Consider the following 17,988-nt stretch of genomic DNA (forward strand, 5'->3'; position numbering starts at 1 on the left):
TCGCGCGAAGGCGGTAAAAGGAAGAGGGTTTCACGCGGAGGCGCGAAGACGCGGAGGGGTTCCGCCTGACGCAACGTGCCCCGCGCCAGCGGCTTCATTCTTGGCATCCGCGTTAGGATCGTCTGCCGAAGGCACCCGATCGCCAAGCCGTGCAACTCCTCCGCGTCTCCGCGCCTTCGCGTGAAACCACCTTACTTCTTCGTGCGCAACGCACATCCCTCCCAACCCGGATTGACGAATCCATAAAGGTTGGAGGATATAGAACAAATCATGAACGCAGAGTCGCCCATCCTGTCCGCGCTGAAGCGGCAAGTCGCCGCCATGGAGCGGCGCGCGCCGACGGGCAAGGCGGTGCGAGTCGCGACCGGGCATGGCGATATCGACGCCGCGCTGGACGGTGGAGTCGCGCGCGGGCGGCTGCACGAGATATTCGCGGTTGAGGCAGGCGATGCCGGCAGCGCCACCGGTTTTGCGGGCATGCTGTCGATCCGGCTGGGCGGCGGCATCGTCTGGCTGCGCGAGGAATCGGCGGTACGCGGCGGCGGGCACCTGCATGCGCCGGGCCTGGTCGAGATCGGGCTGGACCCGGCGCGGCTGCTGCTGGGGTTGCTGCCCGACGCGCTGTCGGTCCTGCGCGCCGCCGCCGAAGTCGTGCGCTGTGCCGGAGTCGGGGTGGCGGTGATCGAATTGCACCGCGATCCCAAGGTGCTCGACCTGACCGCCAGCCGCCGCCTCGCGCTGGCGGCGGAGGAAAGCGGGGTGGCGGCGCTGTTGCTGCGCATCGCGGCGACGCCGGTGGCGAGTGCCGCCGATACCCGCTGGGCGGTGCGGTCGTGCGCGTCGCAACCCTTGCCCGCCAACGCGCCGGGCCACCCGACCTTCGACCTCGAATTATTGCGTCAGCGCGGCCGGGGTGCCGATGGCCGCTGGCAAGTGGAGTGGAACCGTGAGCAAGCCGTCTTCACCAGCCCGACCCAGCGGTCGGCGCCATCTGGCGCTGTGGTGGCCGTTCCTGCCCGCCGACCGGCTGCTGCGCCAATCCCCCTGCGCCGTACCGGATGATGCGCCGTTCGTCTGTGTCGAAATGGTGCGCGGCGCACTGCGCATCGCCTCGGTCGATCGTCAGGCACTGGACAAGGGGATCGCCCCCGGCATGGCGCTGGCCGATGCGCGGGCGCAACTGCCCGAACTGGCGGTGGTCGATGCCGATCCGTTCGCCGATCATGGCTGGCTGGAGCGGATCGCCGATGCCTGCGACCGGTTCACGCCGCTGGTCGCCCTCGATGGCGGTGACGGGGTGACGCTCGACATCACCGGCTGCGCGCATCTGTTCGGTGGCGAAGGCGCGCTGGTCGCCGAGGTCGAGGCGCGGCTTGCCCGGTTCGGGACGCTGCGCCATGCGCTGGCCGACACGCCCGATGCGGCGCAGGCGCTGGCCCGGTTTCAGAGCGCACCGGCGGCGAGCGAGGCGGCGGCGATCCGGCGGCTGGGGGTGGCGGCGCTCAGGCTGGACGACGAGATCGCGGTCGCGCTGCGCCGGGCGGGCCTGCGCACCATCGGCGATCTTGCCAGCCGCCCGACCGCGCCGATCGCGGCACGTTTCGGCGAGGAGACGGTAGCGGCGCTGGCGCGGTTGCTGGGTGATGCCGATCAGCGGCTGCGGCCGCGCCGGGCGTTGCCGGCATTGTTCTTCGAACGGCGCTTCGTCGAACCGATCGCGCGCGATGCCGATGTGCTGGCGACGATCGGCGAACTCGCGGCGCAGGCAGAGGCGGAACTGACCGCGCGCGACCGCGGCGGGCGGCGTTTTGCGGTGCGGCTCTACCGGGCCGATGGCGCGCTGCGCGATCTGGCGGTCGAAAGCGGACTTCCCTTGCGCGATCCGCCGTCGATCGTGCGGCTGTTCCACGAACGGATCGATGCACTGGCCGACCCGATCGATCCGGGGTTCGGATTCGACATGATCCGCATGAGCGTTCCCGCGCTCGAACCGCTGGCACCCACGCAATTGCAGCTGGAGGGCGGTACGGTCAGCGAGGAGGCGATGGCGGCACTGGTCGACCGGCTGACCACCCGGCTGGGGCGGGGGCGGATCGCGCGGGTCTGTCCGGGCGACAGCCATCTGCCCGAACAGGGGGTGCTGACCATGCCGGCGATCGATACGCCGGCCCCGATCACATGGGACACGCCCGAAATCGGCGAGCCGCCGCTGCGTCCGATCCACCTGTTCGACCCGCCGCAGCGGATCGAGGTGATGGCCGAAGTTCCCGACGGCCCGCCGCACCGCTTTCGCTGGCGGCGGGTGCTGCACGACGTGATCCGCTTCGAAGGGCCGGAGCGGATCGCGGCGCAGTGGTGGCGGCGTGGACAGGCGAAGGTGCGGACGCGCGACTATTACCGGGTCGAGGATGTGCGCGGGCGGCGGTACTGGATTTTCCGGCATGGGTTGTACGATCGCGAGACGCCCGATCCGCTGTGGTATGTGCACGGGGTATTCGCGTGAGCGGGTGTCTCGCCGCCCTTCGTCCTCTCTTCGTCATCCCGGCGCAGGCCGGGATCCAAGGTTCCGCAAGCGCCGAAGCCATCGGATATGCGGGCCGGTGGATCCCGGCCTGCGCCGGGATGACGAAGATAGGGGCGGAGTGTCATTCCTCGTCCGTCAYCCCGTGACATGCCCTTTGCCGAACTGATCGCCGCGACGCATTTCTCGTTCCTGCGCGGGGCGTCGGTGCCGTCCGACATGGTGGCGCGGGCGAACGAGCTGACAATGGCCGGGATCGGGATTGCCGATCGCAATACCGTTGCGGGGGTGGTGCAGGCGTATCTGGCGCTCAAAAAGGCGAATGCGGGGCTGGTCGAGCAGGGATTGCCGCCGAACGATTTCGACCTCGTCGTCGGCGCGCGGCTGGTGTTCGCCGACGGTACGCCGGACATCGTCGCCTATCCCACCGACCGTGCGGCATGGGGGCGGCTGACGCGGTTGCTCAGCGGCGGCAATCTCAAGGCGAAGAAGGGCGACTGTCACCTCGAACTGGCCGACCTGTTGGAATGGCAGGAGGGATTGCTGCTGATCGTCACCGCGCCCGATGGCGCGCTGCTGGCGCGGCTGCGCGATGCCTGTCCGGGGCGGGTCTGGCTGGCGGCCACGATGCCGCGCGGCGGGCGCGACCGGCGGCGGCTTGCCGGCCGGATCGCGCTGGCAGCACAGATTGGCGTGCCGCTGCTGGCGACCAACGATGCGCTGTACGCAACGCATGAACAACGCCCGTTGCATGACGTGCTGACCTGTATTCGCGAAGGAACGACGATCGCCGCTGCCGGCAAGCGCTTGGCCGCCAATGCCGAACGCCACCTGAAATCCCCCGAAGAGATGGTCCGGCTGTTCCGTGATTGTCCGGAGGCGGTCGCGGAAAGCATCACGCTGCTCAAGCGCATCACCTTTCGCCTGACCGACCTGAAATATGAATATCCGCACGAACCGGTGCCGGACGGTTGGGCGGCACAGGACTGGCTGGAGCATCTGGCGACGACCGCCGCGCACGAACGGTACGGTCCCGATCTGCCCGATGGCGTGCGGCGGCGGCTGGACGAGGAATTCGCGCTGATCCGTCAGCAGCAATATGCCCATTATTTCCTGACCGTCCACGACCTCGTCCGGTTCGCGCGCAGCTGCGACCCGCCGATATTATGTCAGGGGCGCGGATCGGCGGCCAATTCGATCGTGTGCTTCCTGCTGGGCGTGACCTCGGTCGATCCGAGCGAGCACGATCTGCTCTTCTCGCGCTTCGTGTCCGAGGAGCGCGACGAACCGCCCGACATCGACGTCGATTTCGAACATGAACGGCGCGAGGAGGTGATCCAGTATATCTACCGCCGCTATGGCCGCGAGCGGGCCGGCATCGCCGCGACCGTCATCCATTACCGGCCGAGAAGCGCGGTGGGGGAGGTCGGCAAGGTGCTGGGCCTGACCCGCGACGTGACGCAGCGGCTGGGCAGTACCGTATGGGGCAGTTTCGCCGGGCAGATGGAGGCACGGCGCTATACCAGTGCCGGGTTCGACATCGACAATCCCGACATCGCGCAACTGCGCTGGCTGGTCGACCAGATCCTCGAATTTCCCCGGCACCTGTCGCAGCATGTCGGCGGGTTCGTGCTGACGCAGGGCCGGCTCGACGAAATGGTGCCGATCCACAACGGCGCGATGAAGGGGCGGACCTTCATCGAATGGGACAAGGACGATATCGACGCGCTGGGGCTGATGAAGGTCGATGTGCTGGCGCTGGGCATGCTGACCTGCATCCGCAAGGCGTTCGACCTGCTGCGGCAGCATGGGCTCGGCGACCACGACCTGACCGTCGACCTGAAGGCCGATGACGAGGACGTTTATGCCATGCTGCACCGGGGCGACAGCGTGGGCGTGTTCCAGGTCGAGAGTCGCGCGCAGATGAACATGCTGCCGCGGTTGAAGCCGATCAGTCTCTACGACCTGTCGGTACAGGTCGCGATCGTGCGACCGGGGCCGATCGAGGGGGACATGGTCCATCCCTATCTGCGGCGGCGGTCGGGGGTGGAAGCGGTGACCTATCCGTCGCCCAAACCCCCGCACAATCCGAATGAGTTGAAAGACCTGCTCGGCAATACCTATGGCGTGCCGCTGTTCCAGGAACAGGTGATGAAGCTGGCGATCACCGCTGCCGAATTCACCCCGAACGAGGCGAATGCGCTGCGCCGCGCGATGGCGACCTTTCGCAATCCGGGCACGATCGACCGGCTGCGCGACAAGCTGATCCAGGGCATGACCCGGCGCGGGTACGAACCCGATTTCGCCGAACGCTGTTTCCGCCAGATCGAGGGGTTCGGCAGCTATGGCTTTCCCGAAAGCCATGCGCTGTCGTTCGCGCGGCTGGTCTATGTGTCGTCGTGGATCAAATGCCATCACCCGGCGGTGTTCGCGTGTGCGCTGCTCAATTCGCAGCCGATGGGGTTCTATGCCCCGGCACAGATCGTCCGCGACGCGCGCGACCATGCGGTCGAGGTGCGCGGCATCGATGTGAATGTCAGCGACTGGGACAACAAGCTGGAGGGAGCATCGCTCGCCCTCCGGCTGGGGTTTCGGCAGATGGACGGGTTTCGCGAACGCTGGGCCGAGGCGATCGCCGAGACGCGGCCCTTTGCCAGCGTCGAGGAACTGGCGCGGCGGGCGCGGTTGCCGCAGCGCGCGCTGCGACTGCTGGCCGATGCCGATGCGTTCCGGTCGATCGGGTTCGACCGGCGCGAGGCATTGTGGGAGGTGCGGCGCACGCCCGATGCCGAACTGCCGCTGTTCGCGCACGCCCGCGCCGCCGAACTGGGCACGGAGCCCGACATGACGCTGCCCGCGATGCCCGCGGTCGAGCATGTCGTGACCGATTACCAGACGCTCCGCCTGTCGCTGCAAGGGCATCCGATGCAGTTCCTGCGCGTGCCGTTGCAGCGGATGGGGGTAACCAGCTGCGCCGATATCATGGCGGCGAAGGCGGGGGCGAAGGTCACCGCCGCGGGCCTCGTTCTCGTTCGGCAACGACCGGGCAAGGGCAATGCGATCTTCGTCACGCTGGAGGACGAGGGCGGCATCACCAATGTCGTGCTGTGGGCGCGGCTGTTCGAGGCGTATCGGCGCGAGGTGATGGGTGCGCGGCTGATGCTGGTCGAGGGTGAGGTGCAGCGTACCCGCGAAGGCATCGTCCACCTGATGGGTTCGCGGGTCCATGACCGCAGCGACCTGCTCGACATGCTGGGCGAGACACCGCCGCCGGTGCCGTCGTCGCGTGGCGACGAAGCGGTCCGCCCGGTCGCCTCGCGCCATCCGCGCGACGTGCGGCTGGTGCCCAAGTCGCGCGATTTTCACTGACAGCGGGTGGGGCAGTGGGCCGGTGCCGTTCCGATCCGGCTTTGCCGGACCGGCCTCTACGCGTAGGACGCCAGGCGGGAGGGTCGGCATGAACGGATTGCTGCTGTTCGCGGTCGCGATCGGATATGCCGCATCGCTGTTCGCGGTGGCATGGGCCGCGCGCCGGCGCGGATGGACGCCGCGCGACCGGCGGTTGGTCTATACGCTGGGGCTGGCGGTCTATTGCAGCAGCTGGACGTTCAATGGCGCGGTCGGCAGCGCCGTCGCCGATGGCTGGGCGTATCTGCCGATCTATCTGGGGCCGATCCTGATCTTTGTGGTGGGCGGGCGGTTGCTGGTGCGGATGGTCGGCGCGGTGCAGGCCGATGGCGCGACGTCGATCGCCGACTTCATCGGATCGCGCTTCTCGCGCAGCCGGGGGGTGGCGGCGCTGGTCACGCTGATCGCGCTGACCGGCACCATTCCCTATGTCGCGCTGCAATTGCGGTCGGTCGCGACCAGCTATGCCGCGCTGGCGGGAATGGCGGACGTCACGCGGCCGGTCGTCGTCACCGCACTCGTGCTGGCGGGCTTCGCCATCGCGTTCGGACCACGCGGCGATGCCGAGCCGCGCGCCGAATCGGGGCTGCTGGCGGCGGTCGCGATCGAATCGGTGGTCAAGCTGGCGGCGTTCGCCGGGGTGGCATTGTTCGCGGTGCTGCTGGTCGCGAAGGCGGCACCCGAGGTGCGGAGCGCGGGACTGGCACGGCTGTCGGCGGGGTTCGCACGCGCGCCCGACGTCGCCGATTTCGTCGTCGCGACGCTGCTGGCCGCGGCGGCGATGCTGTGTCTGCCGCGCCAGTTCCAGGTGACGGTGGTCGCCGCGACCGAACCGGTCGATCCTTGGCGGGCGCGCTGGCCGTTCGCCGCCTATTTGATGCTGACCGCGTTGCTGGTGCTGCCGATCACGCTGGCGGCGCTGGTGCAGGGCGGGATGGCGCGCCCCGATCTGCTGGTCATCGCGATGCCGCTGGCGGCGGAGGTGCCGGCGGTGGCGCTGCTCGGTTTTCTGGGCGGGTTTTCGGCGGCGACGGCGATGGTCGTGGTCGAGACGGTGGCGCTGGCAACGATGGTGTCGAACGACCTGATCGCGCCGCTGCTGCTGCGCAGCCCGCGCCTTGCCGCCGCCGAGCATCTCGGGCGGAACTTGGCATGGGTGCGGCGGGGGGTGATCGCCGGGATCATCGGCGTGGCGACCGCCTGTGCGCTGCTGATCCCGCTGACCCGCGGGCTGGCCGCGATCGGGCTGGTCGCGTTCGCGGCGATGGCGCAGTTCGCGCCGGCGCTGCTGCTGGCGATCGCGCGCGGCGGTCGCGATCCGCTGGCGGCGAAGGCGGGGCTGACGACCGGGCTGATCGGTTGGACGGTCCTGCTGTTCTTCCCGACGCTGACCGGCGCGCCGTTGCCGGTGTCGGGGGTGCCGGGACTGGGGCCGCTGTCGGCGGCGGCGGTGGCGACGCTGGCGGCGAACGTGATCGTCCATGCCATCGTCGCGTTGTCGCGGGCACCGCGCCTGCCCTTCGCCCGTGACGAGCGGGTGCCGCCGGTACGCGATCTGGGTGAACTGACCCGGCTGGTCGCGCGCTTCGTGGGCGAGGAGCGGGCGGTGGCCGAACTGGGCGAGGGCAGCCATGTCGACGCCCGCGCCGCGCGCCGTGCCGAACGGCTGGTGGCGCAGGTGGTCGGGGTGTCGTCGTCGCGGCGGCTGATCGCATCGGCGCTGTCGGGCGCGGCGTTGCGGGCCGAAGACGTCGCGCGGATGCTGGATGAAAGCGGGCAGAGCCTGCAATTCTCCAAGCGGCTGCTGGCGGCGACGCTGGAACATATCGATCCGGGCGTCAGCGTGGTCGATGCCGAACTGAACCTCGTCGCGTGGAATCAGCGCTATCTCGACCTGTTCGGTTTTCCGCCGGGCATGATCCGGATCGGTGCGCCGATCGCCGATGCGATCGCGTTCAATGCCGTGCGCGGCGACTGTGGCCCCGGCGAGGTCGACGACCATGTCGCCCGGCGGCTGGCGCATATGCGGCGCGGCACGCGGCACAGTTTCGAACGGGTGCGCGACGACGGCCGGGTGCTCAAGACCATCGGCGGGCCGATGCCGGGCGGCGGCTATGTCATGTGCTTTTCGGACATCACCGCCGAGGCGCAGGCACTGCGCGCGGTGGAGACGGCGCGGGCCGAGCTGGAAGCGCGGGTCGCGGAGCGGACACGGGCGCTGACCCATGCCAACGCGGCGCTGGCGCGGGCGACCGCCGACAAGACGCGGTTCCTCGCCGCCGCCAGCCACGACCTGTTGCAGCCGCTCCATGCCGCGCGGCTGTTCACCGCGGCGCTGGCGCGCGGCGCGGACGATCGGGCGAGGCCGCTGGTCGAGCGGATCGACCAGTCGATCGCGGCGGCGGACCAGTTGCTGCGCGCGCTGCTCGACATATCGAAGCTGGATGCCGGCGGGATCGTGCCGGTGCCGACGCGGTTTGCGGTGCACGGGTTGCTGGGCGAGCTGGTCGACGGCTTTGTCGATCAGGCCGGGGCCAAGGGGCTGACGCTGCGGCTGGGGCCGGGCGATGCGGTGGTCGAGACCGACCCGGTGCTGCTGCGTTCGATCGTACAGAATCTGCTGGGCAATGCGGTGCGCTATACGGCGCGGGGCGGCGTGGTGATCGGGGTGCGGCGGCGTGGTGACATGGTGCGGATCGAGGTCGTCGATAGCGGACCGGGGATCGCGCAGAGCGACCGGGCGCGCGTGTTCCGCGAGTTCGAGCGGCTGGCCAATGCCGAGGATGCCGGGCTGGGGCTGGGCCTTGCCATCGTCGCGCGGACCGCGGCGTTGCTGGGGGCGGCGGTGACGCTCGACAGCCGGATGGGGCGGGGGAGCCGCTTTGCGGTGACGCTGCCGATGGCGGCGGGTGCGGTGGCAACCGCGCCGGTGCGGGCGGTGGCGCAGGCGGTGCGGCCGATCGAATGCCTGATCGTCGACGACGATGCCGGGGTGCGGCGGGGGATGGCGGCGCTGGCCACCAGCCGGGGGCATGGCGTGCGGGTGGCGGTTACGGTCGAGGAGGCGCTGGCGCAAGCGGAGGGTGTGGCGGTGGCGTTCGTCGACCATGATCTGGGCGGGGCGGTCGACGGGCTGGCGCTGATCGCGATGTTGCGGGCGGAGGTGCCGGGATTGCGGGCGGCGCTGGTGACGGCCGATGCCAGCCGGACGCTGGCCGAGCAGGCCTGGGCGGCGGGGGTGGCGGTGCTGCTGAAGCCGTTGTCAGGGGAGGCGTTCGACGCGTGGCTGGCCGCGCCGGGCAAGGCGTAGCGAAGCTAGGCCGAGCCGAACTAGGCGCGGCCGGCCGGCGGCGCGAAAAGCGCCGTCCGACGACGCGGGCTTTGCCTGCGGCGGGGCCTGAAACCCCACGGAAAACCGCCAAAGGTCACGAACGTCACACTCGCCACGCTTTGCACCGTGTCGCGCTTTGGTGGCGTGGCGCGCGATGGGTTGCAGCGGAGAGAAAGAGCCGGATGTGAGGGTGGCAGAGGATGCGGCTGTAGGAAAGGGACGGGAGGATGGGTGACGGTCGCCATCTGCGCAGCGGTGCATGGCGACGTAAATCGGTACTCTTGCGGTTCCCGTCGTTCCCGTTTCGCCATGGTGGCATGGTGGCATGGTGGTTTCGGGAATTTTGAATCGGGAACAGATTTCGGGAAAACGACACTCGCAGGCGTCTGTCGACGCGATTGGTGCGGCCGGATTCTCGCCGCAGCTTCCCAATCGGGAACAGCGAACCGGGGTGGCGGCCGATCATCGGTGTAGATATATGAGCGCCGTGACCTATCGCCGCGCCAACGATCATCAAATAAGCCGCCCAGCCTGATCCGTCAGGCTGGGTCAGTCTCGGCTAATTCAAATGTTCAGGGTGATAGATGACACACGATCTTGTGCGCGAGCGGCAAGCTATGCTCGCAGGTATGAAACCGGCGCTTAAAAACGGCAGATATTTCTTCTGTACGACCAATGACAAGGCAGTTCTGACCGCTCTGTCAGACCGGAGCCTAGCTACCTTCCGGGAGGAGGAAGGCACTGCGTTGGTACTCGCCGAAGACGATGCGACATTGCATAGTTTCGACCTATCTATGCCAATGTCGTGGATCGTATTGGAGGTGTTCTCGGCGCTTGATGGTGTGGGCCTAACTGCTGGCGTTGCGACCGCCCTCGCGGATGAAGGCATCCCCTGCAACATGGTTGCGGCCTATTATCACGACAACGTGTTCGTCCCGGAACCGATGGCGGCAAGGGCTGTCGAAATTCTTCGCGAGGTTCAGCGCCGCGCCAGTTTCCCCGAACAATAACTGGTAAGCCCGCCCGTGCCTCGTTGGCGCGGGTGGGCCATAGTTGCAGCTTTTTTCGAAATTCGTCCCAATGGAAAGCTCCGCCTGTCTTGCTGCCGTTCCCAATCGGGAACGGCGAACCGGGATTGTGCAAGACCGCCTACGTGTTGGAGAGGTAAAGAAGAGGAGAGGAACCCGCACCTGCCGAGCGTGGGTCGGTCACGGACACTTGAAAACCCGCTCGGGACGATAAAGGGCTGTGCGACAAGCGAAGAAAAGTGCGCCGATGGCAAGTGGGATACTGCTTCCGAGCGCCCCGCTGATGACGACCACCACATGCGTGTCGGTCATGCCGTTGCCAGAACCAGCGATGTTGGCGGCGATCCCGGCTATCGCGGCACCAAATGCTCCACCGGCGTTGCGCGCTGCGCTGATCGCAGACGATCCGCGTCGACGATCGGCATCGTCAAACGCGCCGATTATGCGTTGTCCAATGAAAGGGAAGCACAGCCCGCACCCTGCGCCGAGAGCGGCTCCACCCAATGCGATCGACGTCAGGCCGCCACGGTGCAGCGAAATCATATTAAGTATCGTGCCCGCGAGGATCATCGACGGACCGATTACGATCAACCAAGTTTGCTACCGTTCGCGGATGCCGGCAAACGCCAACGCGGCGACGGTCCACGTCAGTGCCTCGATCGCGACGATGTAGCCGGCTTCGAGGGAACTGAGGCCGAAGTGCTGCTGGAGTAGCATCGGCACATAGAGCGCGAACGCCGTGCCGGCAGCCATGGCGAAGAAATATACCAAGTAGGTCGATCCCAAAGGGAACACCGGGTCGACCGCCTGTCTAGGGATCACCCCTCCGGACTGCCGGCGGTCGATGCGGACAGTGGCAACGAGGAGCGCCGCTCCGACAACTGCCAGCGAAATCGCGCTGGGCCGTTCGATGATCGCGCTTGCAATAGAAAGTGCGCCGATACTCGCTGCAAGCAGCGCCAGGGACCGGCCCGGAAAACCGCCATGGTTGGGTCGCCCGCGCCGCCCATCGGATTCCGGTAGCAGGAGGTAGCTGACTATAGCGAATACGCCACCTTGCCCGGCAAACAGCCAGAACACGCCGCGCCACAATCCTGAATCGGCAAACAGCCCACCCAGCAGTGGCCCTGCTAATGAGGCGATAGCCCAGACGGTCGAGCAAAGACCTAGGACGCGCGGCAGGTGACGGCCGGGGAAGTATGTCGCAACGGATATATAGATCAAACCGCTTACCCATCCGGCAGCACAGCGTTGGACGGCGCGTCCGGCGACGAACCACGCCATCCGGTCGCCCGCAGCGCTGATCCCGCATCCGGCCGCAAAACCAAGCCCCGCCAAGAGCATGGCGGTTCTCAACCCGACGCGATCAGCCAGCCAACTCGATGAGGCCGCGGCAACGACAAGCCCCGTCAGAAATATCGCCGATGCCGCGCCGAACCACGCAAAGCCACCGAGCGAGGCTCCAACGCTCGGCAAAATAGTGGCGACCACAAGCGAGTCCACCGCAACGACCCAGCAGCCCAATAACAGTAATGTCAGGATGGCTCGCCGACCTTCCGAGACGAGATCGAACCATCCATCCGCATTTCGCGCGACGTGGGTTTTGGTGGTGTCGGGAAGCACGGCATCTCCAGTTGTGCTGGTGTCTGCCGACGTCCATAAAACCTCAACCATGGTTGAGGTCAACAGATGAATCAGATGCGTATAGCAGCGCCGTCGAGCATTCTTACCGTTGGGGAACTAGCCCGCCGTAGTGGCGTATCTGTGTCCGCCGTGCATTTCTGGGAACGGCAAGGTTTGATCGAGGGCTGGCGAACGGCAGGCAATCAACGTCGCTATCACCGCGCAACGCTGCGTCGCATTGCCATCATCAAGGTAGCGCAAACGGTCGGCATACCTCTGTCGGAAATAAAGGCGCGGCTTCTTGCTATGCCTTCCTGCAAAAAAGGCTGGGTCGCCCTCGCGGATGATTGGCGATCGGATCTGGACGGACGCATCGCTCTATTAACGCAGCTCAGGGATCAACTCGAAACGTGTATCGGTTGTGGCTGCCTGTCCGTTAATGACTGTCCGTTGCGCAATCCCGAAGACCGATTGGCTGGAGAAGGATCAGGTCCCCTCCACATGATGCAAACAGCCGTTGCACGGTAACAATGGGCGCCGTTCTCAAAACTGTCTTTCGAGAACGTTCAAAAATTCCCGTTTCACCATCGTCTTCGAGAACCCGTCCACCAACCCTACCCCGCGACCTCCAGCCCCAGCGCGCGCGCCGCAACTGCCGCCTGCGTGCGGTTGCCGACGTCGAGCTTGCGCAGGACGGCGGTCATGTGGACCTTGACCGTGGCTTCGGCGATGCCGAGGTCGTGGGCGATCTGTTTGTTGAGGCGGCCGGCGAGGACGCCGAGCAGGACGCGCAGCTGGGTGGGGGTGAGGGCGGCGACGCGGGCGGCGATGTCGTCCTCGGGCGCGGTGTCGGGGGTCATGCGCTCGCTGGACAGGGCGGCGGCGATGGCGGACTCGATATGGTCGAGCGGGGCGTCCTTGCCGACGAAGCCGACCGCGCCGAAGCGGGCGACCTGCGCATAGGCGGCGGCGCGGTCCGCGCCGGAGATGACGAGGATGGGGACGTCGGGTGCCTCGGCATGGAGCAGCGCCACGCCGCTATAGCCGACCGCGCCGGGCATGTTGAGGTCGAGCAGGATGAGGACGAGGTCGGTTGCTTCGCGGACCGCCTGTACCGCGCGGTCGAGCGAGCCGGCTTCGAGGATGCGGGCTTGCGGGCGGACCTGGGTGACGGCAAGGGTCAGGGCTTGCCGGAACAGCGGGTGGTCGTCGGCGATGAGGATGGTCGTCATTGCATCCTTTCCGGTCGTCGTGCCGTCACCCTCACCCTTCCGCGACTTCGCCGCTCCCTCCCTCTCCCGCCGGGAGAGGGAAGGGGCCCGCCGGCGTGAGCCGGTGGGAAGGGTGAGGGCGATGCTCGCTGCTAAATGCTCACGCCGGGCGAATGCGTTCGCTGACCAGCGTGTCGACCACGCTCGGATCGGCGAGCGTCGAGGTGTCGCCGAGGTTCGACGTGTCGTTCTCGGCGATCTTGCGCAGGATGCGGCGCATGATCTTGCCCGAGCGGGTTTTCGGCAGGCCGGGCGCGAATTGCAATGCATCGGGGGTGGCGACGGGACCGATTTCCTGCCGGACCCAGCTCCGCAGTTCGGCGCGCAGCTCGTCGGAGGGTTCCTCGCCGGCGTTCAGGGTCACATAGGCGTAGATGCCCTGCCCCTTGATATCATGGGGCATGCCTACGACGGCGGCTTCGGCGACCTTGGGGTGGGCGACCAGCGCGCTTTCGACTTCGGCGGTGCCCATGCGGTGGCCGCTGACGTTGATGACGTCGTCGACCCGGCCGGTGATCCAGTAATAGCCGTCGTCATCGCGGCGCACGCCGTCGCCGGTGAAGTATTTGCCGGGATAGGTGGTGAAATAGGTCTGGAAGAAGCGGTCGTGATCGCCCCACACCGTCCGCATCTGTCCGGGCCAGCTATCGGCGATGCACAGATTGCCTTGCGCTGCACCGTCGAGCACCTTGCCCTCGGCATCGACGATCACCGGCTGCACGCCGGGCAGCGGTTTGGTCGCGCTGCCGGGTTTCAGGTCGGTGGCGTAGGGGAGCGGCGAGATGAGGATGCCGCCGGTCTCGGTCTGCCACCAGGTATCGACGATCGGGCAGCGGCGGTCGCCGACGACGCGGTGATACCAGTCCCATGCCTCCGGATTGATCGGTTCGCCGACGCTGCCGAGCAGGCGCAGCGACTGGCGGCTGGATTTGGTGACCCAGCTGTCGCCCTCGCGCATCAGCGCGCGGATCGCGGTGGGGGCGGTGTAGAAGATGTTGACGCCCAGCCGGTCGATCGTTTCCCAGAAGCGGCCATGGTCGGGATAGTTGGGCACGCCGTCGAACATGACGGTGGTCGCGCCGTTCGATAGCGGGCCATAGACGACATAGCTGTGCCCGGTGACCCAGCCAATATCGGCGGTGCACCAGAACACCTCGCCGTCGCGATAGTCGAACACGTCGCGAAAGGTCGTGTGCGCCCAGACCAGATAGCCGCCGGTGGTGTGCAGCACGCCCTTGGGCTTGCCGGTCGAGCCGCTGGTATAAAGGATGAACAGCGGGTCTTCGGCGTCCATCGGTTCGGCCGGGCAGTCGGACGAGGCGTCGGCGAGGAGGTCGTGTAGCCAGACATCGCGGCCCTCGACCATCGGTACGTCGGCACCGCTGCGGCGAATGACGATGACGGTCTCGACGCCGGGGGCGTTGGCCAGTGCCTTGTCGACATTGGCCTTCAGCGGGATGCGCTTGCCGCCGCGACAGCCTTCGTCGGCGGTGATGACCAGCTTGCTGTCGCAATCGACGATGCGGTTGGCGAGGCTGTCGGGGCTGAAACCGCCGAACACGATCGAATGGATCGCGCCGATGCGGGTGCAGGCGAGCATCGCCGCCGCCGCTTCGGCCATCATCGGCAGATACAGGGTGACGCGGTCGCCCTTCTTCACGCCCCTGGCCTTTAGCACATTGGCGAAGCAGCAGACCTGTTGGTGGAGTTCGCGGTAGGTGACGTTGCGGGTCTCGCCCGGTTCGTCGCCTTCCCAGATGATCGCGGTCTGATCGCCGCGCTTCTCCAGGTGGCGGTCGAGGCAGTTGACCGAGACGTTGGTCTGACCATCGGCGAACCAGCGGATGCGGAAATCGGCTTCGTCGAACGAGGTGTCTTTGACCTCGGTATAGGGCCGCGACCAGTCGATGCAGGTGCCGCCCTCGCGCCAATAGCTTTCGGGATCGGCGACCGACGCGGCGTAGCGCGCTTCGTACTCGGTCGCGTCCACGCGCGCGGCATCGTCGTGCGGGGCGGGGTGAATCGTCTGGGTCATGTCTCTCTCCTATGCCCTTGATCCGTGGTCGAGGGGGCGGGCGTCAACCCGTATACCGCTACGACCAAGGTCGTACTGGCCGCCATGGCCCGTGCAGATGACACTGGCGCGGCAGGGAGATGCGGCGAACGATCGCGCCCCGGCACCGGGTTGGTTTCCTCCTTACTCCCCTCCTTGGATAAGGGAGGGGCGGGGGCGGGTGGGCCCGCGAGGGAGGGGTGGGCGCGCTACAACGGGCCTACCCACCCCCAGCCCCTCCTTTGTCAGGGAGGGGAGTGAAACGCGTGGATCGGACAACGGTCGGGCAAAAGAGAGGATGCCGCCATGGCGGGAACAAGGACGGCCGGGGCGACCCCCAAGGGCCAGAACGAGAAGCTGGTGATCGCCGCGTCGTCGCTGGGCACCGTGTTCGAATGGTATGATTTCTACCTGTACGGGTTGCTGGCGACGTACATCTCCAAACAGTTCTTCTCGGGCGTGAACGAGACGACGGGGTTCATTCTTGCGCTCGGCGCCTTTGCCGCCGGTTTCGCGGTGCGGCCGTTCGGGGCGCTGGTGTTCGGGCGGATCGGCGATCTGGTCGGGCGCAAGAACACGTTTCTGGTGACGATGGGGATCATGGGCCTGTCGACCTTCGCGGTCGGCCTGCTGCCCTCCTATGCCAGTATCGGTGTCGCGGCACCGGTGATCCTCGTCGCGCTGCGCATCCTTCAGGGGTTGGCGCTGGGCGGCGAATATGGCGGCGCGGCGACCTATGTCGCGGAGCACGCGCCCGACGGGAAGCGGGGGCTCTACACCAGCTTTATCCAGACGACGGCGACGATGGGGCTGTTCGCGGCGCTGCTGGTCGTGATCGGGTTCCGGACATTGCTGGGCGAGGAGACGTTCGGCGGGTTCGGGTGGCGGTTGCCGTTCCTCGTGTCGATCCTGCTGCTGGCCGTATCGATGTGGATCCGGTTGCAATTGTCGGAAAGCCCGGTGTTCCTGAAGATGAAGGAAGAGGGCAAGACGTCGAAGGCCCCGCTGACCGAGGCGTTCCTGCGCTGGCCGAACCTGAAGCTGGTGCTGATCGCGCTGTTCGGCGCGGCGATGGGGCAGGCGGTGGTGTGGTACACCGGGCAATTCTATGTCCTGTTCTTCCTCGAAAAGATGATGAAGGTCGACGGCGCGACGGTGAACGTGCTGCTGGCGATCTCGCTGGCGCTGGGGACACCGTTCTTCGTGTTCTTCGGCTGGCTGTCGGACAAGATCGGGCGGAAATGGATCATCATGGCGGGCTGCGCGCTGGCGGCGCTGACCTATTTCCCGCTGTTCGGGGCGCTGACCAACGCCGCCAATCCGGCACTGGCGGCGGCGCAGGCGGCGTCGCCGGTGCGCGTCACCGCGCATGACGATGATTGTTCGGTGCAGTTCGATCCGATCGGCCGCAACAAGTTCGACGCGAAAAGCTGCGATATCGCCAAATCCTATCTGGCGAAGAACGGCATCAGCTACACCAATGTCGAGGCACCGGCGGGCACGATCGCCAGCGTGGCAGTAGGCAACCGGATGCTGGTCGCCCCCAATCCGGCGGAGGTGACCGGGCCGGCGCGGGCGGCGGCGATCACCGCTTATCAGGGCGAGGTCGCAGCGGCGCTGGCGGAGGCCGGCTATCCGGCAAAGGCCGATCCGGCGGCGATCGACAAGCCGCTGGTGATCCTGATCCTGTGGTTCATGGTGCTGCTGGTGACCATGGTCTATGGCCCGATCGCGGCGTTGCTGGTCGAACTGTTCCCCAGCCGCATCCGCTATACGTCGATGTCGCTGCCCTATCATATCGGCAATGGCTGGTTCGGCGGGTTCCTGCCGACCACGGCCTTCGCGATGGTCGCGGCGACGGGGGATATCTATTACGGCCTCTGGTATCCGGTGGTGCTGGCGGTGGTGACGCTGGTGCTGGGCGTGCTGTTCCTGCCGGAGACGTTCCGGCGGAATATCCGGGATTAGAGCAGTCGTTGAAGCAGGCGCGCCCCCCGCGCAGGCGGGGGGCCAGAGCCAGGCATTACCACCGCCTGTGCCCGGGACCCTGTACCCCCGCCTGCGCAGGGGTACGCTTGGGGTTTGCGGCGGGGGCCGGAGCTGGTCAGGGCACCGGGGTTAGCGGGTCGGGCGGACCGTTGCGTTGGGCAGCGGCGGCGTTGCTGTCGGTGCCGTGCCTGCCGCCGGGGGCGGTGGGAGCTGGCCGTTGGCCGGGGGCGGCGGCGGGGCTGCGCCGTCGGCGGGCGGGGGCGGGGGCATTGCGCCGGGGGCACAGGGAGCGCCCGGTCCGCCGGGACCACCCGGACCACCGGGACCGCGTGCGCCCTCGGGCCCGTGCTTCGGGCCGTGGCCGGGACGCGGCGGGGGTGGGCCGACCGGATTGACCTTGCCATTCGCGTCGACCAGATAGGAGGCGCGGAGCTGACCGTTGTCGTAGCGGCCCTGCACCTGCACCGGCGCGCCCTTCGTCACCGAGGCGTCGCGCCCGGCGTCGACCATCGTCCGCCCGGTGCCGTCCTGTACCACGAAGCGGTCGCCGAAGACTTCGGCGACGCGGCCCTTGACCGTGACCACGCCGTTACCGCCGGCGAGCTTTGCGACCGGGGTGGCGATGGTCGGGGCCATTTCGACCGCCGGGCGGGTCAGCGACACCGCGCTCGCCCCGCCCGCCGCGCCGATGGCGAGGCCGATCGCCACGCCCAGACCCAGCTTGCCCGGACCGCCGAGAGAAAATTTCGCCATGTGTTTCGCTC

At 67.4% G+C, this 17,988-nt stretch carries 12 protein-coding genes; 7 read left to right on the forward strand and 5 right to left on the reverse strand.

What is annotated here, in order from left to right; genetic code table 11:
* Positions 1 to 270 precede the first annotated feature (270 nt).
* From ASE70_RS19245 to ASE70_RS11145, 5 genes are all read left to right on the forward strand, one after another.
* Positions 271 to 1,062, forward strand: a complete 792-nt coding sequence (locus ASE70_RS19245) for an ImuA family protein (protein WP_082450988.1) — start codon at positions 271 to 273, stop codon at positions 1,060 to 1,062.
* Positions 947 to 2,503 (forward strand): Y-family DNA polymerase, encoded by a 1,557-nt coding sequence (locus ASE70_RS11130; RefSeq protein WP_056504757.1) that lies wholly within the window; start codon positions 947 to 949, stop codon positions 2,501 to 2,503. The genes ASE70_RS19245 and ASE70_RS11130 overlap by 116 nt, the downstream gene beginning before the upstream one ends.
* A 168-nt stretch (positions 2,504 to 2,671) precedes the next feature.
* Positions 2,672 to 5,890 (forward strand): error-prone DNA polymerase, encoded by a 3,219-nt coding sequence (locus ASE70_RS11135; protein WP_056504760.1) that lies wholly within the window; start codon positions 2,672 to 2,674, stop codon positions 5,888 to 5,890.
* An 88-nt stretch (positions 5,891 to 5,978) separates the two neighbouring features.
* Positions 5,979 to 9,239 (forward strand): hybrid sensor histidine kinase/response regulator, encoded by a 3,261-nt coding sequence (locus ASE70_RS20905; protein ID WP_056504762.1) that lies wholly within the window; start codon positions 5,979 to 5,981, stop codon positions 9,237 to 9,239.
* A 605-nt stretch (positions 9,240 to 9,844) separates the two neighbouring features.
* Entirely contained in the window at positions 9,845 to 10,270 is a 426-nt protein-coding gene (locus tag ASE70_RS11145; protein WP_056504765.1) for an ACT domain-containing protein, read from the forward strand.
* Between the two features lie 198 nt (positions 10,271 to 10,468).
* Here ASE70_RS11145 and ASE70_RS11150 read toward each other — a convergent pair whose 3' ends face one another.
* Positions 10,469 to 10,858 carry a hypothetical protein gene (locus ASE70_RS11150; RefSeq protein WP_056504770.1) on the reverse strand — a complete coding sequence of 130 codons (390 nt, stop codon included), beginning with the start codon at positions 10,856 to 10,858 and terminating at the stop codon, positions 10,469 to 10,471.
* A gap of 30 nt (positions 10,859 to 10,888) precedes the next feature.
* Positions 10,889 to 11,974 (reverse strand): MFS transporter, encoded by a 1,086-nt coding sequence (locus ASE70_RS11155; RefSeq protein WP_156356184.1) that lies wholly within the window; start codon positions 11,972 to 11,974, stop codon positions 10,889 to 10,891.
* 3 nt (positions 11,975 to 11,977) lie between these two features.
* Here ASE70_RS11155 and soxR point away from each other — a divergent pair, with 3 nt between their 5' ends.
* A complete protein-coding gene (soxR, locus tag ASE70_RS19250) occupies positions 11,978 to 12,439 on the forward strand; it encodes a redox-sensitive transcriptional activator SoxR (protein WP_443024872.1) in 462 nt (153 codons plus the stop codon).
* Positions 12,440 to 12,525: 86 nt separating this feature from the next.
* On the opposite strand, the gene ASE70_RS11160 is transcribed toward soxR, so the two are convergent.
* Positions 12,526 to 13,143: a response regulator gene (locus ASE70_RS11160; protein WP_056504777.1), complete on the reverse strand. Its 618-nt coding sequence runs from the start codon at positions 13,141 to 13,143 to the stop codon at positions 12,526 to 12,528.
* Between the two features lie 139 nt (positions 13,144 to 13,282).
* A complete protein-coding gene (gene acs / locus ASE70_RS11165; protein WP_056504781.1) occupies positions 13,283 to 15,217 on the reverse strand; it encodes an acetate--CoA ligase in 1,935 nt (644 codons plus the stop codon).
* 324 nt (positions 15,218 to 15,541) lie between these two features.
* Here acs and ASE70_RS11170 point away from each other — a divergent pair, with 324 nt between their 5' ends.
* Complete coding sequence (locus ASE70_RS11170; RefSeq protein ID WP_056504782.1) at positions 15,542 to 17,203, forward strand: MFS transporter; 1,662 nt, start codon at positions 15,542 to 15,544, stop codon at positions 17,201 to 17,203.
* Positions 17,204 to 17,353: 150 nt separating this feature from the next.
* Here the strand turns inward: ASE70_RS11170 and ASE70_RS11175 are convergent, their stop codons facing one another.
* A complete protein-coding gene (locus tag ASE70_RS11175) occupies positions 17,354 to 17,977 on the reverse strand; it encodes a hypothetical protein (protein WP_056504785.1) in 624 nt (207 codons plus the stop codon).
* Positions 17,978 to 17,988: the final 11 nt, after the last annotated feature.

Source organism: Sphingomonas sp. Leaf22, assembly GCF_001421715.1.
Taxonomy (GTDB): domain Bacteria; phylum Pseudomonadota; class Alphaproteobacteria; order Sphingomonadales; family Sphingomonadaceae; genus Sphingomonas.